11 protein-coding genes are annotated in these 24,986 nt (G+C 44.8%); 5 read left to right on the top strand and 6 right to left on the bottom strand.

Annotated elements, in window-relative coordinates:
- Nucleotides 1-509: 509 nt before the first annotated feature.
- From JGK22_RS23720 to JGK22_RS23710, 3 genes are all read left to right on the top strand, one after another.
- A complete protein-coding gene (locus tag JGK22_RS23720; protein ID WP_293183019.1) occupies nt 510-656 on the top strand; it encodes a hypothetical protein in 147 nt (48 codons plus the stop codon).
- Nucleotides 657-1,598: 942 nt separating this feature from the next.
- Entirely contained in the window at nt 1,599-1,880 is a 282-nt protein-coding gene (locus tag JGK22_RS23715) for a peptidoglycan-binding domain-containing protein (protein ID WP_293183021.1), read from the top strand.
- A 70-nt stretch (nt 1,881-1,950) separates the two neighbouring features.
- Entirely contained in the window at nt 1,951-2,223 is a 273-nt protein-coding gene (locus tag JGK22_RS23710) for a peptidoglycan-binding domain-containing protein (RefSeq protein WP_293183023.1), read from the top strand.
- A gap of 446 nt (nt 2,224-2,669) precedes the next feature.
- Here the strand turns inward: JGK22_RS23710 and JGK22_RS23705 are convergent, their stop codons facing one another.
- From JGK22_RS23705 to JGK22_RS23695, 3 genes are all read right to left on the bottom strand, one after another.
- Entirely contained in the window at nt 2,670-6,068 is a 3,399-nt protein-coding gene (locus tag JGK22_RS23705) for an ATP-binding protein (RefSeq protein ID WP_293183025.1), read from the bottom strand.
- Nucleotides 6,069-6,426: 358 nt separating this feature from the next.
- Nucleotides 6,427-9,702, bottom strand: coding sequence for a response regulator (locus JGK22_RS23700; RefSeq protein WP_293204741.1), 3,276 nt, complete (start codon nt 9,700-9,702; stop codon nt 6,427-6,429).
- A 120-nt stretch (nt 9,703-9,822) separates the two neighbouring features.
- The gene (locus JGK22_RS23695) at nt 9,823-10,740 is read right to left on the bottom strand and encodes an aliphatic sulfonate ABC transporter substrate-binding protein (RefSeq protein ID WP_293183057.1); all 918 of its coding nucleotides are present in this window, start codon (nt 10,738-10,740) and stop codon (nt 9,823-9,825) included.
- Between the two features lie 463 nt (nt 10,741-11,203).
- On the opposite strand from JGK22_RS23695, the gene JGK22_RS23690 reads away from it, so the two are divergent.
- The gene (locus JGK22_RS23690) at nt 11,204-11,503 is read left to right on the top strand and encodes a hypothetical protein (protein WP_293151314.1); all 300 of its coding nucleotides are present in this window, start codon (nt 11,204-11,206) and stop codon (nt 11,501-11,503) included.
- 179 nt (nt 11,504-11,682) lie between these two features.
- Here the strand turns inward: JGK22_RS23690 and atpC are convergent, their stop codons facing one another.
- From atpC to JGK22_RS23675, 3 genes are all read right to left on the bottom strand, one after another.
- The gene (gene atpC / locus JGK22_RS23685; RefSeq protein ID WP_293151311.1) at nt 11,683-12,090 is read right to left on the bottom strand and encodes an ATP synthase F1 subunit epsilon; all 408 of its coding nucleotides are present in this window, start codon (nt 12,088-12,090) and stop codon (nt 11,683-11,685) included.
- Between the two features lie 163 nt (nt 12,091-12,253).
- Nucleotides 12,254-13,711: a F0F1 ATP synthase subunit beta gene (atpD, locus tag JGK22_RS23680; protein WP_293183033.1), complete on the bottom strand. Its 1,458-nt coding sequence runs from the start codon at nt 13,709-13,711 to the stop codon at nt 12,254-12,256.
- A 126-nt stretch (nt 13,712-13,837) separates the two neighbouring features.
- Nucleotides 13,838-14,638 carry a PEP-CTERM sorting domain-containing protein gene (locus JGK22_RS23675; protein WP_293190619.1) on the bottom strand — a complete coding sequence of 267 codons (801 nt, stop codon included), beginning with the start codon at nt 14,636-14,638 and terminating at the stop codon, nt 13,838-13,840.
- Between the two features lie 934 nt (nt 14,639-15,572).
- Between JGK22_RS23675 and JGK22_RS23670 the strand changes: the two genes are divergently transcribed.
- Nucleotides 15,573-24,968: a CHAT domain-containing protein gene (locus JGK22_RS23670; protein WP_293313882.1), complete on the top strand. Its 9,396-nt coding sequence runs from the start codon at nt 15,573-15,575 to the stop codon at nt 24,966-24,968.
- Nucleotides 24,969-24,986 lie beyond the last annotated feature (18 nt).

Below are 24,986 nucleotides of genomic sequence, written 5' to 3'. Positions count from 1 at the left end.
CAAACAAGCGTCACTAGAAAAAGCGACTGTTAAACCGCTTTTCCCCACAGCTACAACTGGGGAATAGCAAGTCTAGCAACTCGCAAACAACCAAGGTCAAATCAAAAAACCATCCAAAGCACAAACGCAATTCACATTAAATGACGTTGGGGCTGTTATTGTTACTTACTACCTGAAACTATGCCGTTATCCAAAATGAAAATATCCGCTAACTTCAGCGATGGTTGAATGCCAGCGGAGCTTGTTGGGCAATTACTGATAGAGCATTCAGCGGGCTTATTTCCCGCACCAATACTAGAAGTTTGTGACAACGGCAGATGAGCGAGGGAACACTCGACTATTGATAGCAGCGCATCTAAACTTTATCGCATCAAATCGCCAAATTATATTTGTTTTGCAACATAAATATTAATTTTGGCAGTCAACTATCGTTCGCAATTGAATTAATCATGTATAAATCTGATAACTTTTGTTACCGCCTAATTGTTGGCAGTTTAGCAGGATCGATTATGATTTCACTTACTTTTGGCATGACACTCTCTGTCATGGGCAAGGAAATCCCTCCGCTTTTTGTTGTGATTGGCAGTAATGCGATCGGCGCCATCTCCGGTCTGCTAGCTCCTTCACCTTCAGAAAAAGAAGCAGAAAAAAAATAGGTTGTTTGTGCAGCAAGTCTATTCAACCTTACTGACTAGGTAAGTAGTTGCGCTTCAGCGCGCTCTTTATAAGACAATACAGTTGACTTAAGAAAAATCTGACTTGCCCAAAATGGCTATATTGCCAGAAAATCGTCAGATTAAATTCATCAAAAGCATTAAGTAAACCGTATTGAAATACAATCCACTCCATCAAGAGAAGAGTTTTGAACCACAGAGGGCGCAGAGGGCGCAGAGGGCGCAGAGTATTGCGAGGGTTTTGGATGTCGTAAAAAAACCTTTTATCCCTCCCCTCTCTGTGTTCTCTGTGTTCTCTGTGGTAAAATATTCTTAATATCTACTTCACCTCTTTATAATCCAAAAATCGTCAGATGAAATTCATCAAAAGCGTTAAGTAAACCGTATTGCTTTATAAGATTAGGAAAGAGCGCGATGAAGCGCAACTACATACCTTGGCTCAAGTGCGCCATATCGAGAAAATCCCCAGATCTTAATAGTTGGGGATTTTCGTATTTGAATATGTCATTAAAAAATAGTTGCGAGTAGCGATACTTAAGCTAATTTGAACCAAAAAATCCCGATATTATCTTCGTCAATATAAAATATTTTTTTATATGAAATAACCAAGCACTATCTCAATACGCTAAAGAATTGGTTGAAAGCCTCTCTCTTTGGCGTAGAAATTAAAATCAGACGATTCATTACTCCAATCCTCGGACTTCTAGGTAGAGGTCGCTATCCCAGGTCAACTGTCAACTGTCAACTGTCAACTGTCAACTGTCAACTGTCAACTGAACGAACCTCGTTTCTTCTGTCACTCATCTGAGCTACCTCAAACAAGCGTCACTGAAAAAAGCGACTGTTAAAGCACTTTCCACCACAGCTACAACTAGGGAATAGCAGGTTCAAACAACTTGCAAACCACTAATCCCCAATAAAACCATGCAAACCACAAACGAAATTCACGCTCAATTACCGATGTGCTCTTCCTTGCCCACACTGCGACGAAATGATAGCAGCCCTGCCGCCAATAAAGACGTGCGCTATCTCCAACAATCCTTAGTTAAAAAAGGATATCCCGTAGCAACTGATGGATTCTTCGGCGCCAAAACCGAACAAGCAGTCATCAATTTTCAAAAGAAAAATAAGATTACTGTTGATGGCATTGTTGGCCAGCAAACTTGGACGAAATTAGGCGCTTGCGTTAGCGAACCTCCTTGTTAAATCACTGCCAACATTTGCCCGCACTTCTTTGTCGATCGCAACTTGCAAACAATAAATGGAGAATCCAACCATGCAAACCACAAACGCAACTCGCCTTGAATTACCTTCCTGCCGTTATTTTCCCCTACTCCAACGCAACGATGCTGTCACCCAAAATGAGGATGTCCGCTACCTCCAACGAGTTTTAAATGTCAGTGGAGCTTCCCTAGATACTGATGGATCGTTCGGCGCGAAAACCCAACAAGCAGTCATCAGTTTTCAACAGCAACAAAAAATCGCTGCTGATGGCATTGTCGGCCCAAAAACTTGGAATAAATTGGGCGTTTGTACAACTATATTTTAAAGTTTGTACTACCATATTTTAAACAGAGTAGGGCGTGCCGTGCGCGCCCTATCTTTTATAGCAACCGCGCCCGATGCTGAGGACGTTTTTAATTGCTGACACCAATGCGATCGATTCGGGAGCATCTCATTTTTGAAAAAAGCATTTTTTATTATAGTGCTGTCCCCGCTCAAAAAAGGATCGTAGTACGGACTTCAGTCCGCTCTTTAAAAAATGCTTCTTGCAAAACTGAGATGCTCCCAACTAAAGTCTTCTTCCCGAATCCCTGTTTTTACCAGAAGAGCAAAGCCGAAGCGAACCCTCTTCCTTAGGAGCGCGAATTAAATAATTTACACATATTTGTGGGATGGGCGTCCCGCCCGTCCAGAAAAGACGGGCGGGACGCCCATCCCACAAGAACAATAAAAATTGTAAGTTATTTAATTCTCCTTCCTTAGAAAAGCTGCCTACTTTTCCGCCCCGTCTTCCACCCCAGACCACCCCTCGGGTACTCCATACATTCGATACTTGCGAGAGCGCTTGAAATATAGCGTTGCTACCAGATCCTCAGGATTGATTTCTAAAATATTCTCAAATACTTTTTGAGCAGCAACAAATTTTTTCTGGTAGTAAAAATTGAGAGCTTCTTGAAAAATCTCCGCAGTTTGCTGTTTGAGGAGAATGCTTTGTTCTGTTTCTGCATCATAAATTTCAAATACCGACACAGCAGTTGTCTTTCCTTTCACCGTTACTCGATCGACAAATCTGTAGTTGTATGTTTCTGAATCGTCCAGGCGATCGATAATTTCACCGCTAACGAGAATTCCAGAGCCGTAAACCTTAGTCAATCCTTCCAAACGAGACGCGAGATTCACCGCATCAGAAATCACGGTACTTTCCATCCGTTCTCGCTCGCCAATTGTACCCAACATCAAATTGCCCGCGTGCAAACCAATGCCGATCGCGATCGGCAACAAGCCGTTTTGTTCTCGCTGCTCGTTGTAGATACTCAATTCTTTTTGCATATCAATTGCTGCTCGCACACCATCTGATGGAGATGTCGGAAACAAAGCCATGACTGCATCGCCAATATATTTGTTGATAAACCCGTTGTTTTCCCTGATTGCAGGACTCACCCTTCCCAAGTAACTATTAATAAATGCAAAGTTTTCGGCTGGTGTCATCTGTTCTGAAAGTACCGTAAAAGAGCGAATATCAGCAAAAAGTACAGTCATATTCTTTTCCTGATTGTCGCCTAATTTGACTTCAATAATACTCGGTCTTTCAAGCAAATCTAAAAAATCATGCGGCACAAACTTGCCGTAAGCTGCATTCAGTTTTGCCATACTAATTTGCGTCTTGATTCTGGCTAACAATTCCTTTTTGATAAAAGGTTTAGTTATATAATCATTCGCTTCTGAGTTAAAAGCTTCTACCAAGTCACTCGTTTGATTTTTGGCCGTCACCATCAGAATTGGTATTTCTAAAGGTGAGTATTGTTGGCGAACTGCTCGACAGACTTCATAACCAGTCATCTGCGGCATCATTACGTCGAGTAAAATCAAGTCTGGCTTAAATCCTGATTCAATCAGATTTAAAGCTTCTCTGCCGTTGATCGCTTGAGCGATCGCATAGTTTTCCAGAGCGAGATTATTGATAATGACCTGAATGTTAATTGGTTCATCATCGACCACTAAAACTTTTACTTTTTCACCTTCTTCTATCAAGTCCCTTTTGGTTAAGATAGTAGAATTTACTAGAGATGATTCGGAGTCTAATTCAGGAGCAAGCAAAATCTCCTCGCCCTCGGTTAAACCAGGCTGTTTGCTGTTAATTTCCGGCTGACTCTCTGAGACTGGTAAAGTAAAAATAAATTGGGAACCTACGCCTACACTTGAAGATACCGAGATTTTACCGCCGTGTAATTCCACTAATTTCTTGGCAACAGTTAACCCTAAACCCGTCCCACCATATTCTCTAGCAGTGGAACCGTCAGCTTGTTCAAATGATTCAAAAATTTGCTCTAATTTATTTTCGGGGATGCCAATGCCTGTGTCGGATACAGTAATCGCCAATTGGGGATTAGGTGATGATTCTTCATGGCTCGTTATCAATGCTGCTGAAATCTCAACTGTGCCGCTTTCAGTGAATTTAATCGCGTTGCCGATTAAGTTATAAAGTATTTGCTCCAAACGATTCTCGTCGGCTGCTATTGGTGGCAATTCCGGAGCAACTGAGTTAATCAATTGCAATTTTTTTGTGCCTACCAATGGCTGACATAATTTGAGAATCACAAAGACGATTTCTCGGAGGTTGACTGACTTAGTTTGCAGTTCAAGACTTTTGTGTTTGAGCTGAGAAAAGTCGAGGATATCGTTTATTAAAGAAGCCAATCTTTTTCCTGACGATGCAATCAAAGCTAAGTTGAAATTGGTCGTTTCTGGCAGTTTTCCGGTAGCACCGTCTATCAAAGATTCTGCAATCCCAATAATGCCGTTGAGGGGAGTGCGGAGTTCGTGGGAAGTATTGGCTAAGAATTCGTCTTTCAGTTTGTCCAGTTGCTGCAATTGGGTATTTTTAGTTTCTAAGGCACTAAAAGATGTTTGCAGTTGTGCTGCCATGCTGTTAAAAGCAGTAGCAAGCACGCCCAACTCGTCGGAACGATCGAGCTTGACAGTTCTGTCAAATTGTCCTTGAGACAAATCTATTGCTGCATCTTTTAATTTTAAAATTGGTTTGGTAATCCAGCGAGAAGTGCAAATTCCGATCGCAGTAGCTACAGCCAAAGCTGCCAGACATAGCAAGATTGTAGTTCTATTGCCGGCATTTATTTGTTCCATAAAATCGGCTTCTGGAACGACGACGACAATGAGCCAATCTAAACCTTTGCCATCTTGGAATGGCATAACTTTTAAAAATTGCTGCTTCCCGTTGATTTCAAAATGGATTAGTTTCGATTCGGTAATTTGCTGCAAGTCTTGAAAGTGACTTTCTAAGTATTTAGCTGTACTCTGGGTTACGATATCGCTGCTTTCTTTGACTTGAAACTGTTGTTTTTTACCGTTTTTGTTGCGGAAAGGTTTTTCTGGGGTGGAAGTTGCCAGCAGCGTTCCCTTTCTTTCGATAATAAAAGTTTGACCGGATTTGCCTATTTTGAGGCTGTTTAAAAATTCACTGATACTGTCCAGACGTAAAGCAGTAATTAATACTCCGTCTAGCTGTTTCTGGTTGTTGTAAACTGGTTGCAGCGCGCTGAGGAGCAGTGTGGGTTCTAGCGAGGAGACATCCACTGAACTCCAAGTGGTTTTGCCTGCTACAGAGGCATCTTTGTATAAAGGGTTCTGTCGGATGTCGAAGTTTTTGATGGTGGCTGCTATTTTTGTGCGATCGCCACTATCATTAGTATTGTAGGAATAAAAATTAAATTTGGTAGACGGGCCGGAGGCGTTAATCAACAAAGTCCCATTCGACATCTTTTCGCCAGTGCGGTATTCTCCATTGCGATTGGCGAATGAGGTAAAATTGATATAAGGATATAATTGCACTTGCCGCCACAGATACTTTTCCCAAGCTGGCAAGTCTTTGATGTTCACAAAACCCAACTTCAGTGCATCCAGCTTGCTTTGATTGATCTGGTGCGGAGTTTGCAAATAAGTTATCAAATTTTGCTCAATGCGATTGCTCACTTCCCCCATTAACTGATCTGCAAGATCGTTCACGGCTTTTTGAGAGTTCTTAAATGATAAATATCCCACAATTCCCACTGCCGCAAATACTTGCAAGACAAACGGAACTATGAGTACAGTTTGCAGCGTCGTTTTTCCTGAAAGTTTGGCAGCTAAGCGATTGAGAGAAAAAGTTGACATAACATTAATTTAGATTAAAAGACACGGTTTATACTCGGAGGGAAGCTACACCACTGTTAAGTATTGTAAACCTTGTTGTAGTTGAACAAAAGTTACACAATAACAGCCTGATTCTAGGTTGTTTCCTGAATCGCTGTCAAACCTGAGATTTTTTATAGAAACCAGGTTTTTTTTCGCATAGCTTTACGCATTATATTCGATTATGAAGTCAAATCTAGCGAACTCTACAGCGGATTTTCGGGGAAATTCCCCATTTTGGGTCTTCAGGCTTCGGTATGAATATATTATGACTGAGACTAGCTCCAGAAAAATCGATGAAGACCTGAAAATTTCTGACTTCAGATTGATGCTACTTTTACTACTTTTCATCCAAACATTCTATCCCCGACCATCCTTCTGGAACTCCATACATTTGATGTTTCAGAGAGCGCTGGTAGTAGATTGCTGCCAACTTATCTTGAGGATTTGTTTCGCAAATATTCTTAAAGATTTTTTGCGCTTTAGGAAAATTTTGCTCGACATAAAGCTGTATACCTTGTTGAAATACAGCAGCAGTTTCCTGTTTTAGCTGAATGCTTTGTTCTGTTTCTGCATCATAAATTTCAAACACCGACACGGCAGATGTTTTCCCTTTTACGGTGACTCGATCGACAAATCGGCACAGATATTGCGATCGATCGCCCAAACGCTCTAAAATTGATTCAGTAACGAGAATTCCAGAGCCGTAAACCTTAGTCAATCCTTCCAAACGAGACGCGAGATTCACCGCATCAGCAATCACGGTACTCTCCATCCGTTCTTCTTCGCCAATCGTACCCAGCATTAAAGTGCCCGCGTGCAAACCAATACCGATCGTAATTGGTGCGTAATCCCTTGTTTGTCGGCGATCGTTGAAAAGAATAACTTGTTTTTGCATTTCCACTGCCGCGCGAACAGCATCATCTGCCGACTCAGGAAATAGTGCCATAATCGCATCGCCAATATATTTATCAATGAAACCTTTGTGATCGCGAATTACCGGACTGACTCGACTGAGGTAGCTGTTGAGAAAATTAAAATTTTCTTGGGGAGTCATAGCTTCGGAGATAGTTGTAAAGGAGCGAATATCAGAAAATAAAACTGTCATTTCTTTCTGGATTTGATCGCCTAGTTGAACATCAACAATACTTTCGTGTCCCAAAAATCGCAGAAAGTCGTGGGGCACAAATCTACCATAAGCTGCATTGATTTTTGTGAGACGGATGTGAGTTTTGATTCGAGCTAGCAATTCATTTTTGAGAAAAGGTTTAGTTAAAAAATCATTGGCTCCTGCATTGAAACCTTGCACTAAGTCAGATACTTGATTTTTCGCGGTTAGCATGACGATTGGCAATTCGCTAGCCGTGAATTTCTCCCTGACTTTATCGCAAACTTCGTAACCAGTCATCCGTGGCATCATGATATCTAGCAATATTAGATCGGGTTTGTAGCCTCTCTCGATAAGAGCTAAAGCTTCTCTACCGCTGCTAGCTTCGGCAATTGTATAATTTTCAAGAAGTAGATTGTTAGTTAATACCTGAATATTTACAGGTTCGTCATCTACAATCAAAATTTTTACTTTGTTGTTTTTCAAAGAACATTTAATCGCACTCGAACTGTTATTGTTAAAATTTGGTGGAGCAGCTTCATTAATTATCAACTTGCGCTCTTCTGTTCTCGAAACTAAAGAATGTCGAGCAGTTGCTGGCAACTGCTTGTCATCGAGATATTGATTTTTAGAAATTGGCAAACTAAAGGTAAACTGGGAACCAACACCGAGTTCTGAAGATACTTGAATTTCGCCACCGTGCAGCTCGACTAACTGCTTTGTAACTGCCAAACCTAAACCAGTTCCTCCGTGTTCTCTAGCAGTGGAGCCGTCTGCTTGTTCAAAGGATTCAAAAATTCGTTCTAACTTATCTTCAGCAATGCCAATTCCCGTATCGGATACGGTAATTTGCAGTTTTGACCTGACAATTAAAGATAGAAGCTGGCTCGTTACTGAACTTTCTTTTTTTGCCAACTGCGGCGATTCCAAGCCGATCGCATTCGCCGAAATTTCTACAGTACCATTGTCGGTAAATTTAATCGCATTGCCGATCAAGTTGTAAAGAATTTGTTGCACCCGATTTTCGTCGGCATCCACCAGGGGAATGTCGGGAGTGACTGAATTAATCAACTGCAAGTTTTTTGTGCCAATTAGAGGTTGAGAAAGAGTTACTACGATATCGACAATTTCTCGAATGCCGACGGGCTTGATTTGCAGTTCAATATTTTTGTGTCTCAGCTTGGAGAAATCGAGAATGTCGTTGATGAGATTTGACAGTCTTCTGCCACTAGATGCAATAATTTCTAGATTGGAAATAGTCAGTGCTGGTAATTGTCCTGTAGCACCATCGATCAAAGATTCTGTTAAACCGATAATGCCGTTTAGTGGGGTGCGGAGTTCGTGAGAAGTATTGGCTAAAAATTCGTCTTTGAGTTTGTCAAGTCGCTGCAATTGAGCATTTTGATGCTCTAATTTTGTGAAAGATACTTCCAATTGACCGGCCATGCTGTTGAAGGCATTAGCTAATTTTCCTAGTTCGTTAGATGAGGCAATATTTACCCGAGTTTCCAATATGCCGCTAGTCATTTGAGTAGCTGCGGATGTTAGAGATTTTAAAGGATTTGTGAGCGATCGCGCAAAAGCGACTCCCAAGCCCACGGCGGCGAGGGCGCTGACGGTGGTAACTGCACCCATGACGTAGATGAGCGATCGCACAGGAGCGTAAGCTTCGGCTGTAGGTAGCTCTACAACCACCATCCACTGTACCCTGCGGACGATCGCACCCGTTCCCATGACTTCTTCCCCGTGCCAGCCTCGATAAACCAGCGGAGATTGCATTCCCGAAGCTAAAGCTAATTTCGATAACTCTCCCACAAACGATCGCCCTTTCAAATCTGGGAGTAAATACGGATTAACCTTGTTTCCTGTTTCCGAAATCAGCACCGAGCGGTTGTCGATAACATAGCTGTATCCAGTTTTTCCAACTTGCGATCGGGCTGCAATTTGAATTAAAAAGTTTAGACTTACTCTGGCAAATAATACTCCAGCAATTTTATTTTTACTGTCACGAATAGGTACGGCTAAATTAACAACATTAACCGTTGTCTTCATATCGACATCTACCGAGCTAACATAATTTTGAGCCTGTCGAAACGTCTCCCAAAATAGAGGCGCATCTCCCGAAATACCTGCTAAACTTAAGCTAGATGTAGAGTATGATTCGTAAGGCGACATTACTTGTACGACTTGACCTTTACTGTTTAAAATTCCCACCACTTCGTAGGCGCTGTTGCTATTGATTAATCCTTCAAGAATGCTGCGCTGAGTTTCAGTATTAAATTCTGTTAGGCCACGCAATTCTGACAAATAATTGAGTTGGCGCTGCAAGTTATCCAGATAAGCGCTAATTTGGGCGGCCGCAGCTTGCGATCGCTCGTACTGAAGCTGTTTTGTCTGTTCTATTTGTCCCCGAAAGCTGAGGTAAGCTAACGTACTCCCTGCCATCAATACGCTTGCCACAACAATCGAGACAAAACCATAACGCAGTTGATTGGCAATTGAGGACATTTGATTCTGCTACTTAACAGTTTTAACTCTCTTTCTCTAGGATACACCTAATTTCATTTTTCGTAGCGCTGCTACAATCGCCACCTTTAATTTATCGTTACCTTTGGCTAACTTGTGGTTTTATAAATCTAATTTTTGTTTCCAGATCCGATCTTCAATCCAAATTCGATCCGGCAGGAGTCCCAACCTAAAGAAAATTTCAGCAATGCGTTGTTGTTCTTCAACTGCCCTATCTTGAATTGGTAACAAATCGTAGGTACGGCTTTTAGTTAAACTTCTAGCTGTGGTTTTTTTCATTCCGGTTCGAGCGGTAATAAAGTCTACTGCTCGCTCGGGATTTTTAGTTATCCAATTAGCCATCTGTCGCGTTTCTCCCATGACTGTTTTAACAATATCGGGAAAGTCGCTAGCAAAAGAGCGACTTGCCAAATAGAAGTTTCTGTCATTGATCAGTTGCTCGCTATCAGTCAGGAAATGAGCAGGCATGGTTTCCTGTAACTTAGCTAAAAACGGCTGCCAAACCGCCCAAGCATCAACTTCGCCTCTCAGAAATGCTTCCTGAGCTTTTGGCGGAGACAAATCGACTAATTCGGCATTTTTTAACTTCAATCCGCCTTGAGTTAACGCCCGAATTAACAAATAGTGAGCTGATGTTTTCCGAGTGGCTGCTATTTTCTTGCCTTTAAGATCTGCGAGAGTCCGAATAGGAGAATTTTCAGGAACTATGATGCCAATGCTGCCAGGTAAAGCTGAATCATTAGCAATATAAACGAAAGGTATGCCCTCTGATTGGGCAAAAATTGGCGGCGTAACTCCTGCATAACCCAGATCGATTTTTCCTTGTCCTATTGCTTTTAAAATTGGTGGCCCTGTGACAAATTCCGTCCATTCTACAGACCATCCCATTTTTGCTAAACGGGTTTCCAAAGATCCTTTAGCTTTGAGATAAAACAGGGATCCGAAAGGCTGATGGCCGATTCTTACTATTTTTGTTAAGTTTGAGAATGAGTTTGTTTTTTTTGCTGTAAAGCTATTTATCAGATCGGAGTTGCAACTTGCTACAGTTAAACTCAAGCAAAAAAATAGTATAAATAGCAGCGAATATTTCCAAGCCAAATGCTGTTTAATATTTTGAATCAAAAACGATAATTGAAACCTCGGCTTTTTGTGGCTCATAAAATATCGTCGAAGTAGGTTGTGCAGGAGTAATATTTTCCAGATGTTTTTGACAATACTTATATTACAATACGGTTCAGTTAACAATCTAATTGCTTTGCGCGCAGATAAATTCATTGAGAAGCACCATAGTCTTTGCGATTGCTTCGCTAAGAGCTCGCAATGACATACTTCGCTAACCCAAGCGTATTGACTTATATTATGTCCGCTGATTTCCGGGTGTTAAAAAAGGTAGAATTAAATATAAAATTTTGGCTGGCTGTCTCTGAAATTAGCGACCAAATTAAGCTATATTATAGCAGATTTCAGGAATGTGAGATTTGCTATGGCTGACTCTATTGCTCGCCGTTTGGAACAATACACGATCGCCCGATCGCACGAAGTGTTAATCGTGAAGGCCGAAATAGACGGCGAATTCGACGAAATTGCTATTTTTAAAGGGTTTTCTAGCTCCCTGGTGCGATCGACCGCGAGCGATCCAGAAGTGCCAGTTTTGCCGGAGACAGCAAAGATTGTTAGTGTCGATCGGCTCTATAGTCCCTACAATCCAAATAACCCCCGCTATATCGAGCAAGGGCTATCTTGGGAAACAATGCAATTTCTCTTGTCCGAAGCCGGAGTTTAGAAGACCGGGCGGTTTCAACCGCCGTCTATACAAGAACACCGGGCGGTTTCAACCGCGTCTATACAAACAAAACCCTTCTAGTGCGGGTTGAAGAACTGGCGGTTAACATTACGTTATTTTCTTCAGTCCGCGGAGGCGGACTTTGTTTTTGTAGGCGCGGTTTCAACCGTACGTCCTATCTAAATCGTGCCGCCGGCCGCTTGAAAACGAGCTCTCGCGCGTTTGATTGCTTGCTTAGCTTGAATTTGCTCTTGCAAAGTGCCACTAGCAGAGCTTTCCAAACGAGCTTCTGCTTCGGTGTAAGCAGTACGAGCAGCTTCTTTATCAATCGTTTCGCCTTTCTCAGCGCCGTTGACAAGGATAGTTACTTGGTTTTCTTGGATTTCTGCAAAGCCGCCCATCAGAGCAATAGACACCCATTCCTTACCAGGACGGACGCGCATCACTCCGGTATCCAAAGCAGTCAACATCGGAGCGTGACCGGTCAAGATACCCAATTGGCCTGTCGTGCTTGGCAGAATTACTTCTTCAGCATTAGAATCCCAAACAGTTTTGTCTGGGGCCACTACGCGCACAGTTAATGTCATAAATAGTGAATTGGGAATTGGGAATTGGGCATTGGGAATTGGGCATTGGGCATTGGGCATTGGGCATTGGCCAAACAGGTAATTGGTTATTTGTTAGTTTCAATAACCAATAACCAATTACCAATTACCAATTACCCATTACCCATTACCCATTCCCTACTTTCTACTTAGCGTCAGCCTTCATTTTTTCAGCTTTGGCGATCGCTTCGTTGATATCGCCAACCAAATAGAAAGCTTGTTCAGGTAACTCATCAAGTTCGCCACCCAAAATCATTTGGAAGCCCTTAATGGTATCAGCCAACTTGACGTACTTACCGGGGGAACCGGTGAACACTTCTGCTACAAAGAACGGTTGAGACAAGAAGCGTTCAATTTTGCGAGCGCGAGAAACAGTCAAGCGGTCATCTTCCGACAGCTCGTCCAAACCCAAAATCGCAATAATATCTTGCAATTCCTTGTAGCGTTGCAAAATAGACTGCACCTGACGCGCAACACCATAGTGTTCTTCGCCTACAATGCTAATTTGCAACATTGTGGAGGTAGATTCCAGGGGATCAACAGCCGGATAAATACCCTTCGCAGCCAAACCGCGAGACAACAAAGTTGTAGCGTCTAAGTGAGCAAAAGTCGTAGCCGGCGCTGGATCAGTGAAGTCATCCGCAGGTACGTACACAGCTTGAACCGAAGTAATCGAACCTTCGGTAGTCGAAGTAATCCGTTCTTGCAAGTCGCCCATGTCTGTACCGAGAGTCGGCTGATATCCCACAGCCGAAGGCATCCGACCCAACAAAGCCGATACCTCAGATCCCGCTTGTACGAACCGGAAGATGTTGTCAATGAACAAGAGTACGTCTTGCTTGCTGACATCGCGGAAGTATTCGGCCATCGCTAGAGCCGACAGGCCCACGCGCATCCGAGCACCTGGTGGCTCGTTCATTTGACCGTATACTAGGGCAATTTTCGATTTGCTGCGGTCTTTTTCGTCAATAACCCCAGACTCGATCATTTCTTTGTAAAGGTCATTACCTTCACGGGTGCGCTCGCCCACACCGCCAAACACGGACACGCCGCCGTGAGCCTTGGCGATGTTGTTCACGAGTTCCATCATGATCACGGTTTTGCCGACGCCTGCGCCGCCGAACAAACCGATTTTGCCACCGCGACGGTAGGGAGCCAGGAGGTCGATGACCTTGATCCCTGTTTCAAACACCGAAGGCTTGGTTTCTAGTTCGGTGAAAGCCGGCGGCTGGCGGTGGATGGGCATACTTTCGGAAGTATTGACCGGGCCGAGGTTGTCTACGGGTTCGCCGATGACGTTAAAAATACGGCCGAGAGTCGGGATTCCGACGGGAACTTGGATCGCTTCCCCGGTATCTAATACTTCCATACCGCGCATTAAGCCGTCGGTGGTACTCATGGAAACTGCACGCACTTGGCTGTCTCCGAGGAGTTGCTGAACTTCGCAGGTAACAGAAATGTCTTGACCTGCTTCGTTTTTGCCGGCGATCGTAATAGCGTTATAGATTTGGGGCAGTTTGCCGCCTGGGAATTTTACGTCTACAACTGGCCCGATGATTTGGGTGATGTAGCCTACGTTCGTTTTTGTTGCGGTGGATACCATGAATAGTGCCTTTGTTAGGATTCTATTTTTCCCGTTGTGGAAAAACTCTTAACATTTAGAAATGCTATTTCTCAGAGTACCACTGAACAGACTCACTATTTAGATTTGTATGGGGATGCTTAAGAGTCATTTTTTTGGTTGCTGCTGTCGCTTTTTTTTGCCGCGAGCCGCCGCCAAAGCCCCGATCCCCAGCATGGTGCCGAACACTGTCACAGGCTCGGGTGCTAGCTCGGCGGAGACGGTGAAGTCTTGGAAGTCGCGATCGTTTCCTCCTCCGGCATCGTCGAAGGAGATTTTGCTTCCCTGAGCCAGTTGGGCCATTGTGAGCGATGAATATTGTTCTGGGCCTTTACCGCCGTTGATACTTGTAAATGAGTCGGGGGAGCGGGGGTTGAGCCCAAATTCGCCAAATACGGCTTGCTGACATCCGGCCACCACACAGTCATCTCTGCGAAACTGGGTGTTGGCGGCAAACCATTCGGGGCTGTTCATGAAGGTGCTGCTGGAGGCGTACTGCTCGAATTGTTTGCCACTGCCGCTGTCACTCCAGAGCAGCAGGGCATAAACTTGATCCTGCAAAAAGGTGAAGGTTTGAGTTGGGGAGCCGTTGTTCGATCCCACGGAGTTGCCGAAGGTTCCTTTCCATTCATCGGCGTTCCCGTTATCTGAGGGTTTGAACTCGTAAAACAGTCGGGTGATGTTGCTGTAGCCATTGGCTCCTGTCTGAGCTTGGGCTACCCACAAGCTAGACTGGTAAGCGCCGTGAGATTGGTCGAATGTAAAGTTGATATTGGTATCTCGATCGAACTGGATGCCAGTGCTGCCAAACATGAAAGCTCGGGCGGGCGTGCAGATGCTGAGCAAGATTGTGGTTGCCAAGCTGGCGACTGTAAAAGATGTTTTTTTGACTAGCGTTAAGGTAGTCATAACCCTGATTCCTCCAATATTGTTAGTTAGTAAGCTGGTCAATGCTATCTTGTCAAGACAGGAATAGACGATCGCGACCCTCGGATATTAAGGGCGATCGTCAAACCGACAAAACAGACTCTACGGCAGTGACTCTACGGACTGATATCACTTAGGTGTTTTTTTGAGTCAATGAGTGCTTGTTTTAAGAGTTTTCACTGACACTCTAGTGGCAGACTACTTTCATCTGTCACAGCCAGATTTTCACTCAGTATAGATTTACAAGCTACTACATCTATTGGTATCGCTAACTGTCTCAAATTGACTGGAAGACTTGCAAATATTAGCTTTCATCAAAAATATATAAATTTTTTTAGTCAATTTTTGTAAAATTTTGGTAAAGCTCATCCCAAACTTATAAAGTTTCTCAGAAAAATTTGGCTGTTGGGTGAGTTGCTCCTGGAAGCGGACTGCAAGCTGCTCGCCCTGGAATCGGCTGTGGCGCTGTCCAGAGTAGGAATTGGAGCGAGTTGTTTGGCACTAGCAGCAAGTTGCTTTCACTGGCGATCGGTACTTACGCATTTTTGACTGCTAATCGTCAAGGTTGACAGTTGACAGTTGACAGTTGACAGTTGACAGTTGACAGTTGATAGTTGATAGTTGACAGTTGATAGTTGACAGTTGATAGCACTTGACAAAGGAAAGAAGAGGATTGGAGTAATGAATAGTCTGCTTTTAATTTATCCTTAAAAGGGTTCCGGCTTTAAACCAATTATTTATGGTAATTAAATAGATAGATTTCCTGCGGATTTGCTATATTTTTTCGAGGCAAAATACCGTAAATCCTATTGACAGGAGGAACCTTCATGAGTCAGAATAGGGAAAGATAAATACGATCGCACTTTTAGCACAGATCTTTAACCACAATGGCAGCCAACAAACTAAATTTGCTCGGATGGTTATTCATACTTGGCTGCCTCAATGCAGCGGCCGGCTCGGCTTCCGCGCAACCCATCACCCCCGCACCAGACGGCACGAATACAGTCGTGACACCCAATGGCGAACGGCAAACTTTTTAACCAATCCCAACATTCAAAATATCTTAGGAAGAATTAACGGGGGAAATCCTTCTGTAATCAACGGCTTAATTCAAGTGACAGGCGGCAATTCCAATCTGTTTTTGATGAATCCGTCGGGGATAATTTTTGGACAAAATGCGAGTCTCAACGTACCGGGTTCTTTTAGCGCTACGGCGGCGACAGGTATCGGTTTTGGGAACAATCAGTGGTTTAGTGCGATCGGCAATAACAACTGGGCCAGCTTAATCGGGAAGCCAAACAGTTTTGCCTTTACCAGTCCGCAAGCAGGAAGCATTGTAAATGCCGGGAATTTGACGGTGGCACCCGGTCAAAGTTTAAGTTTGACGGGGGGGACGGTTGTGAATACCGGCCAGCTAAACGCGCCAGGAGGCGGTGTTCTGATTACGGCTGTACCCGGTCAAAATTTGGTGCGGATTTCTCAAGCTGGTAATTTATTGAGTTTGGATGTTCAACCAGTAGTAACTCAAAACTCGCTGCCGAATAATTGGACGCAACCGGTGTTATCTTTGCCGGAGTTACTGACAGGAAAAGGCCAGGAACAAGCAACGAATTTGACGGTAAATCCGAATGGGGATGTGGTGCTGGGGAATTTGGCTGTGCCTGTTGTGGCGGGAACTGCGATCGCCAGTGGCAGTATCAACGTCTCTGGCAATACTGGGGGTAATGTTAACATTTTAGGCGATCGCGTAGGCGCGATCGCGGCTAACATCGATGCTTCGGGTATTAACGGCGGCGGGAATGTACTGATTGGCGGAGATTTTCAGGGTTTGGGGACTGTGCCGAATGCTGTGCGGACGTTTGTGAGTGCAGATTCGACAATTAATGTGGATGCGATTAGCAACGGTAATGGCGGGCGAGCGATCGTTTGGGCTGATGAAACTACTCGTTTTAATGGGAATATTACTGCCCGAGGTGGCTTGTTTTCTGGGAATGGCGGGTTTGTGGAGGTATCGGGAAAACAATCGCTGGATTTCGCTGGGTTGGTGGATTTGCGATCGACTGTCGGCAGTGCCGGAACCTTATTGTTAGATCCTACTAATATTACTATTAGCACAGCTCCGGATGCAGCCGGTGCATTCGGGGGAGGAGTGTTTACTCCCGGTATCGCTGCGCCTACGGCTACAATTAATAACGGGACGCTGCAAACGCAATTGGGTTTAGGTAATGTCACTATTTCTACTACATCTCTTGGTGCGAGTGCAGGGGATATTACAGTTAGCGCTCCGATTGCTTGGGCTAATAAAAATTCCCTGACTCTGAATGCCAGTAATAGCATATTTGTTAACAACAATATCACAACTCAGGGAGGCAATATCACCCTGAATGCTGATACCGACAATCTCGCCGGTGGTAATGTCACCATTACCAATGCGACGATTAATACAAATGGTGGCAATTTTACCGGTATTGGCCGCGGGAATACTGTCAATGGAAATGGGATTAATATTAATGGTGGTACGATTAATGCTGGTGGTGGGAATATTGACCTCACTGGTAGTAGTGCAGGAAACACGGCAATCAACGTCGGCCTTCAGGTATCTGGCGGAACCATTACACCTACTTTAGTAACTACTGGAACGGGAAAGATTACCCTTACTGGCACTAGCGGTACCAGCCTCAATAGTGACGGGATAATTTTGCGCGGGCCTACTATAAGTTCAGCCAATGGTGAGATTACACTGATTGGTAACGGCAGCGGATCTGGTAACGGCATTCTGATTTTGAGTAATGCCGTGGTGGAATCAACGGGGACGGGAAAAGTTGGCCTGACTGGTACGGGCGGCAATGGGATTAATGGCAGCAATAGAGGGATATCTGTTGAGAGCAATAGCAGCGTTAAATCATTCGATGGAGATATCAGTCTTGTTGGAAAAGGTGGCAGCAGTGGAAGCAGTAATTACGGTATTGCGATCGACAACGCGGCCTTAGTGCAATCAACAGGCATTGGAAGTATTAGTTTCAGCGGTACCGGCGGTGCGGGCAAAAACAATAACTCCGGGATATTGATTAACGCCGCCAAAGTGCTATCAAACAATGGAAACATCAGTTTCGCAGGGACAGGTGGTGGCACTGGAATTGGTAACCACGGTATTCGCATGGAAAACCTGCCGTCGTCAGAGGTACCACTTCTAAATGGATCGTTAGTTGAATCAACTGGAAGCGGAAGTATTTCTTTCAACGGTACGGCTGGTGCGGGCACAGACAATAACAGCGGGATATCTGTTGCTAATTCTAACGTGCGATCGGCGAGTGGAAATATCGCCATGACTGGCACAGGTGCGGGGACTGGTATCAATAAAACAAATTATGGCATTATTGTTGAGGGTAATTCAGCAGTAGAATCGACGAAGGCAAGTATCGATCTGAATGGTAAGGCAGCAATCGGTTCGGCGGCAATTTATCTGAATAATGGAGCGCTCAAATCGACGGTGGGAAATGTTGCTCTGACTGGTAATGGGCCAAGCGGTACTAATGAAATTAACCTGAATAATAGCAACATCAACCTGACGGCGGGAACCGGTAATGATGTTACTTTGACCAGTGATGCAATTACGGTTTCACCCACGTCTCAAGTCAAAGGCAACGGTACTATTCTGTTGCAACCTCTGACTCCGAGTTTAGGTATTACTGTTGGCACTGCCGGTAATTCTGCTGATTTGAATCTCAGCACTACTGAACTCGCAGCTTTCAAGGGATTTTCCCAAATGATTGTCGGGCGGGCGGACGGCAGTGGGACGATCGCAATTGCTGACCCCAGTGCTGTTACTTTTGATTTTCCGGTTACATTTCGATCTCCCCAAACTAGCGCCACAACTAGCGGCACAATTGCAGTCAATGGCAACATTAAAGGTGTAAATAATGCTTCAATTAGTTTTGATGCTCCCACTACTAACTTAAATGCAAATGTTGTCACCAACGAACAGAATATTACGTTTGGTGGTAAAGTGTCTCTCGTTCAGGGTTCTAATGTCACTCTCGATACTGGGTTGACGAAGGCAGGCGACATTAATTTTAAGGGAACTGTTGACGGCGATGGGAAGCTAACTTTGACTTCGGGAACAGGTATTATTAATCTTAACGGGGCTGTTGGGGGGACTGTGCCTTTGGGTTCCCTGACAATAGTCAATTCTCAGAATGTTACCAGTACCAGTCCGATCGCGATTACCACTACTGGCGATATTACTACAGGCAATATTACGAATCCCGGACGGGCGATCGCGCTTACGAGCAACAATGGTAACATTACGAGGAGTTCCACAGGGGCGATCGATACCAGTTCTACTACTGGAAGTGGCGGCCCGATTGCACTGAGTGCGAACAATATTACTCCTGGTAATCTTAACTCAAGTTCCACGGCGGGCGATGGTGGAAAAATTACCCTCACGGGTAAAACAGGCAACATTTTAGCAGATCCCGGAGTAGTTTGGAACTCTAGTTCTACGAACGGTGCGGGTGGCGATATCGCGATCGCCACACCCAATCTAGTTCGGATCAATATCATTGATGCTAGGGGATTGTCCGGTACGGGAAATATTAGCATTAGCGGTAATGACATGAGCTTTTCGGGAGGCCCAGATTCCGTACAGGGTAAGGGTACTTTGTCAATTGCGCCGTCTTCGCCTAATGTCGGAATTCGCTTCCAGGATGCACTTGCTGACGATCCGAAGGCGATCGATTTAGGAAAACAATTTTTCTCCTCCTTGGCTAATGGATTTAGTGGAATTGCGATCGGAACGAATAATACAACAGGCAATATCACGGTAGACAATTTGCCTGCTGTTTTCAAAGATCCTGTGACTTTCAATACTCAAGGCACAATTTTTGTAAATAAAGCTCAAGCAATTTCGGGAACTGATGATGCTTCAGTTACTCTCAACGCTACTACTAATAACCTGAAGGGAAATATTACCACCGCCGGTCAAGATATCACCATTAAGGGTAATGTCTTAGTCGGAGATAGCGTCTTGATCGGCAATGGAAATTCAGCAAGTGGCAAGATTCTGTTGAATGATAATATTGATGGCAGTGGCAATCTCACTTTAGAAACAGGTACGGTAAATATTGCGGTGAAAGGTGCTATAGGTAATACCGTACCCTTAGGAAATATTATTGTCAACAGTGGTGGTACGGCTACATTTAATGCTGTCACTGCTAGCAGTTTCACTACCAATGCTGGCGGCAAAACTGAATTAAATGGCAATGTGACTACCACCGGCGCTCAAACCTATGGAGATGCTGTCACGATTGCCAACAATCCAATTCTCGCAGGCACGGGCGTTACTTTCAACGATACTGTGAACGGTAGCAGCAATTTGACGGTGAATGGGGGTAGCGGTAATATTACATTTAGCGGTGCAGTTGGGACTATAAGTGCGATCGGCAATCTGACAGCTAACTCTACAGGTACAACCACATTTAATACTGTCAGTTCTGCCAGCGTCACTACCAATGCGGTTGGTACAACTATACTCAAGGGCAATGTCATTACAACTGGCCCTCAAACCTATGGAGATGCTGTCACAATTGCCAACAATCCGATTCTCTCAGGTAGCGCTGTGACTTTCAATAATAATGTTGACGGCACTGGCGATTTGACTGTGAATTCGGGTAGTGGCAATATTACATTCAGCGGTGCAGTTGGGGCTGCAAGTGCGATCGGCAATCTGAAAGCTAACTCTCAAGGAATAACTGCATTTAATCAAACAGTCAAGGCCGCGAGTTTGACTACAGATGCGGGTGGCACAACTCAAGTGAAGGGAAATGTCACTACAACTAACCCTCAAACCTATAACGATGCAGTCACGATTGCCAATAATCCGATTCTGTCAGGTAGCGAATTAACTTTTAACAATACTGTTGATGGTGGCAGCGATTTGACGGTGAAGGCGGCTAGCGGTAATGTTACCTTCACAAGTGCGATCGGCAAAACAACTCCTCTGACAAGTTTAACTGCCAACAGCAAAACATCTTTAGGTGGCAGTGTTACGACAACTGGCGGTCAAACTTATGCAGATGCAGTGACAATTGCCAACAATCCGATTCTCGCAGGCACCGATATTACTTTCAACAAGACTGTTGACGTAGCTGGCAATCTCGGTATTGCTGCTGACAATGTTAATCTCAAAGGAATTGTCACAACCACCAATGACGGGGCGCTCACAATTACCAATAAGGTTAATCTCAATATTGAGAAAAACCTGAATTTAGACGGTGCATTCAGTCAAAAAGGGGCGGGAACTGTTGCGGTTAGCGGCAATATCGCCACAACTAATGATAACATCAGTTTTCAAGGCCCGGTGACACTAAAAGCTCCTGTAAGTTTTACACCGGGAGATGCAACTATTGCTTTCGGTTCGACTTTAGCAGCAGGAAGTAACTCGCTGAATTTAACAGCAAGTGAAATTAATTTTTCCGATAAGGTTTCTGGTACGGCCTCGCTAGCGTTGCAACCGACAAAGGCAGGACAAAATATTGTGGTTGGTGGCACCGACAACACTACTCCCGCTTTAGATTTGACGGCATCAGAAATTAATTTGATTCAAAAGGGATTTAGCTCGATCGCGATCGGGAAATTGAATGGTAGTGGCAATATTACCATTCCTAACGATCTCACTTTTACCGCCCCAGTCACGATTCAAACGGGAACTGGTACGATCGCACTTAACGCCAATATTACCGGAAATGACAACAGCAGTATTGCTCTTAACAGCAATAATGTCAAACTCGGCAATGATGTCGCTCTCAGCAGTGCCGTCGGTAATGTTAGTATCGCAGGTGCGATCGATGGCGATCGGCGCTTGAACATCAATGCTACTAAAGGCAATGTGCTGCTGCAAGGAAATATCGGAAACACAACACCACTGACAGGTTTGAATGTTACTGCCTTAAATACTAAGTTGGGTGGCAATGTTACCACTAATAACAGCAATATCAATATTAACGGTTCTCTCGGGTTGACGAAAGATGCTGTATTCAAGACTGCTGGCGGGAATATTGGCTTTGGGGGTGCGATCGACAGTATAGATGGCGCCCGGAATCTAAATCTCGCAGCAGGTAGCGGCAGCATCACTTTTAATGGATCGGTGGGCGCAACCACAGCCCTAGGAAATCTGACAGCCAATGCTGCGGATGTTACAGCAAACTCGAATATTAACGCGCAAAGCTTGCAAGTAAATAGCACCGGAAATATCAATTTGTTGGGAAATGTCACTGCTTCAAACGGGCAAAATGGAGGGACAATCGAGCTTTCGAGCCCTACCGGAAAAGTGAATGCTAGAGATTTGAATACAGCGGGAAATACTGGCGGGAACATTACCGTTAAAGCTTTAAATTCAATTACGGCGGGAAAAATTACCTCCTTCGGTACACCCGGAAATGGTGGCAATGTGTTCTTAGATCCGATCGGCGATCTTCAAGTAGAGTCAATTAATGCCCAAGGCGGTACGCGTGGCACTGGTGGCGATGTGTTTATTTCGACGGGGAATTTTTTCCGCGCTACAGGTGGTTTTTCCACCGCACTTTCGCCGACAGGATTTGCTAGTATTTCTACTGCGGGTGGCGCCGGTGGTGGCAAAATTACAATTGTGCACGCTGGTGGAGATCAAGGCCCACCGATTCAACCGTTTGTCGTGGGAGATACTACTATTAACGGTACGGCGGGTGCAATTACAACTGGACAATCTAGAATTACATCGCAGTCGTTTCCGCGTTCTAGTATTGTGGGTAATATTGTGTTGTTGACTGACGACGGCAAAGATCCAGCGCCAACAAATCGGCAGCCAATCCCGCCGACACCTGAAGTAATTCCGCCGACAAATGGGCCGACACCTGAAGTAATTCCGCCGACAAATGGGCCGACACCTGAAGTAATTCCGCCAACAAATGGGCCAAACACGGGCATCATTCCGCCGACAAATGGGCCGACACCTGAAGTAATTCCGCCAACAAATAGGCCAAACACGGGCATCATTCCGCCGACAAATGGGCCAAACACGGGCATCATTCCGCCGACAAATGGGCCGAACACTGGCATCATTCCGCCAACAAATGGGCCGAACACGGGCATCATTCCGCCAACAAATGGGCCGAACACGGGCATCATTCCGCCAACAAATGGGCCAAACACGGGCATCATTCCGCCAACAAATGGGCCGAACACTGGTATCATTCCGCCGACAAATGGGCCAAACACTGGTATCATTCCGCCGACAAATGGGCCGAACACTGGTATCATTCCGCCGACAAATGGGCCGAACACTGGTATCATTCCGCCGACAAATGGGCCGAACACTGGTATCATTCCGCCAACAAATGGGCCGAACACTGGTATCATTCCGCCGACAAATGGGCCGAACACTGGTATCATTCCGCCGACAAATGGGCTAATCTCGGAAAATATTCCGCCGACAAATGGGCAGATCGAGGGTCTTATTCCGCCGACAAATCGGTCAACAATTTCGTCGCCCATAACTGACATCATTCATCGATCGACAGTTTCGCCGACAACCGAAGGAATTGCGCCGACAAATCGATCGACAGTTTCGCCGACAACCGAAGGAATTGCGCCGACAAATCGATCGAGTGTTTCGCCGACAACCGAAGGAATTGCGCCGACAAATCGATCGAGTGTTTCGCCGACAACCGAAGGAATTGCGCCGACAAATCGATCGACAGTTTCGCCGACAACAACAGAAGCAGCAGTACCTGCGATCGATTCTAACCCATTGTCGATCGCACGTGGCAGCACAGTAGGAACAGCAGCATCAGCATCGTCCGCACCGGCAGCTACACCCACACCGGCAGCTACACCCTCAACCCCCGAAACAGAAGACTTGCAGCCCCGGAGTATTCCACGCCTAAACAGTTCCGGTGTTGTTAACGATCGCATTTTAAGACTTGATTCTAGTATCATCAGTAACTTGCCCTCGGGCGAATCACAGCCAACACAAAGCAGCAACGAATCAGCGCCAGCAGCCAACTCTAATTCTCGTTTAGCGCTGGGATATGTCTCGTCTCCCGATCGACTTTTTGAAACTAACGACATCCAGAAAATAGTCTGGGGAGTCGAAGGACTGAGGAATCAAGAATTTGCAGCATACCTGGGGATAAAAAGCAACCTCCCAGACGAACAACTCTTGGTTCCGACATTCCAAGAAACATTAAGAAATATCGAACAGCAAACCGGCAAGCGGTCTGGTATTATCTACATAGTCTCGCGAGTCGATCGACTGGAACTAATTTTAATTCCTCCCGTAGGGCGATCGATTCACTACAGCGTTCCGGAAGCCAACAGAGCAGCTCTTTTCCCGGTTGTCAAAGAGTTGCGGGATGAAATCACCACTCCCGCCAAACGCAATACTACCAGTTATCTACCCTCCGCCCAGCAACTGTATAAATGGGCGATCGCACCTCTAGAAAAAGACTTAGAAAGGTTAGGAATTAAGACTTTATTGCTGTCAGTAGATCCGGGATTGCGGAGTGTACCTTTTGCCGCTTTGCACGACGGTAAAGGCTTCTTGATTCAAAAATACAATTTCAGCCTAATTCCGAGTTTTAGTGCCACTAACACTAATTACAAATCGGTTAATAGCACCAGAGTGCTAGCAATGGGACGATCGGAATTTGTGGACAAAAAGCCATTACCCAGCGTCCCCCTAGAATTGCAGATGATTTCTGGTAAGTTGCAGGGGCCATTTTTCCTCAATTCAGCTTTCACCTTAGATACACTCAACTCCGAACACGCCAAGGGAGAATTTCGGATTGTTCACCTAGCAACCCATGCGGAATTCCAACCAGGAAAAGCGAGTAATTCCTACATTCAACTCTGGAATTCTAAATTGCGACTCAATGATATGGGAAGTTTAAATTGGCGCAATCCGCAGGTAGACTTGTTAGTATTGAGTGCTTGTACAACTGCTTTGGGCGATCGCGAATCAGAGTTAGGTTTTGGAGGTTTAGCGGTCAAATCCGGCGCTGCATCTGCCCTAGGGAGTTTGTGGTATGTTGACGATGGAGGCACTTTGGGACTGATGAGCGAATTTTACTACCAACTTCGAGGAGGCACAACTAAGGCAGAAACTCTGCAACTTGCTCAACAAGCAATGATTGCTCGTCAAGTTGGAATTAAAAACCAACAGTTAGTGACAACAGGAGGGAAGTTGAATTTACCAGCTAATATCAAACAAAGAAACCAAGATTTTTCTCATCCTTACTACTGGAGTAGTTTCACCCTGATCGGCAGTCCTTGGTAAGCTACCATATGCAAGATT

This window comes from Microcoleus sp. PH2017_08_TRC_O_A (assembly GCF_020738665.1).
Lineage (GTDB): Bacteria > Cyanobacteriota > Cyanobacteriia > Cyanobacteriales > Microcoleaceae > Microcoleus.
The sequence above is the reverse complement of the archived record's forward strand: the minus strand, read 5'-3'. Positions and strand labels throughout refer to the sequence as shown.

Excerpts from the sequence above, each read along its gene's own strand:
- JGK22_RS23720 (WP_293183019.1), top strand. The coding sequence starts at position 510 with ATGATTTCACTTACTTTTGGCATGACACTCTCTGTCATGGGCAAGGAA.
- JGK22_RS23715 (WP_293183021.1), top strand. The coding sequence starts at position 1,599 with ATGCAAACCACAAACGAAATTCACGCTCAATTACCGATGTGCTCTTCC.
- JGK22_RS23710 (WP_293183023.1), top strand. The coding sequence starts at position 1,951 with ATGCAAACCACAAACGCAACTCGCCTTGAATTACCTTCCTGCCGTTAT.
- JGK22_RS23705 (WP_293183025.1), bottom strand. The coding sequence starts at position 6,068 with ATGTCAACTTTTTCTCTCAATCGCTTAGCTGCCAAACTTTCAGGAAAA.
- JGK22_RS23700 (WP_293204741.1), bottom strand. The coding sequence starts at position 9,702 with ATGTCCTCAATTGCCAATCAACTGCGTTATGGTTTTGTCTCGATTGTT.
- JGK22_RS23690 (WP_293151314.1), top strand. The coding sequence starts at position 11,204 with ATGGCTGACTCTATTGCTCGCCGTTTGGAACAATACACGATCGCCCGA.
- atpC (WP_293151311.1), bottom strand. The coding sequence starts at position 12,090 with ATGACATTAACTGTGCGCGTAGTGGCCCCAGACAAAACTGTTTGGGAT.
- atpD (WP_293183033.1), bottom strand. The coding sequence starts at position 13,711 with ATGGTATCCACCGCAACAAAAACGAACGTAGGCTACATCACCCAAATC.
- JGK22_RS23675 (WP_293190619.1), bottom strand. The coding sequence starts at position 14,638 with ATGACTACCTTAACGCTAGTCAAAAAAACATCTTTTACAGTCGCCAGC.
- JGK22_RS23670 (WP_293313882.1), top strand. The coding sequence starts at position 15,573 with ATGGTTATTCATACTTGGCTGCCTCAATGCAGCGGCCGGCTCGGCTTC.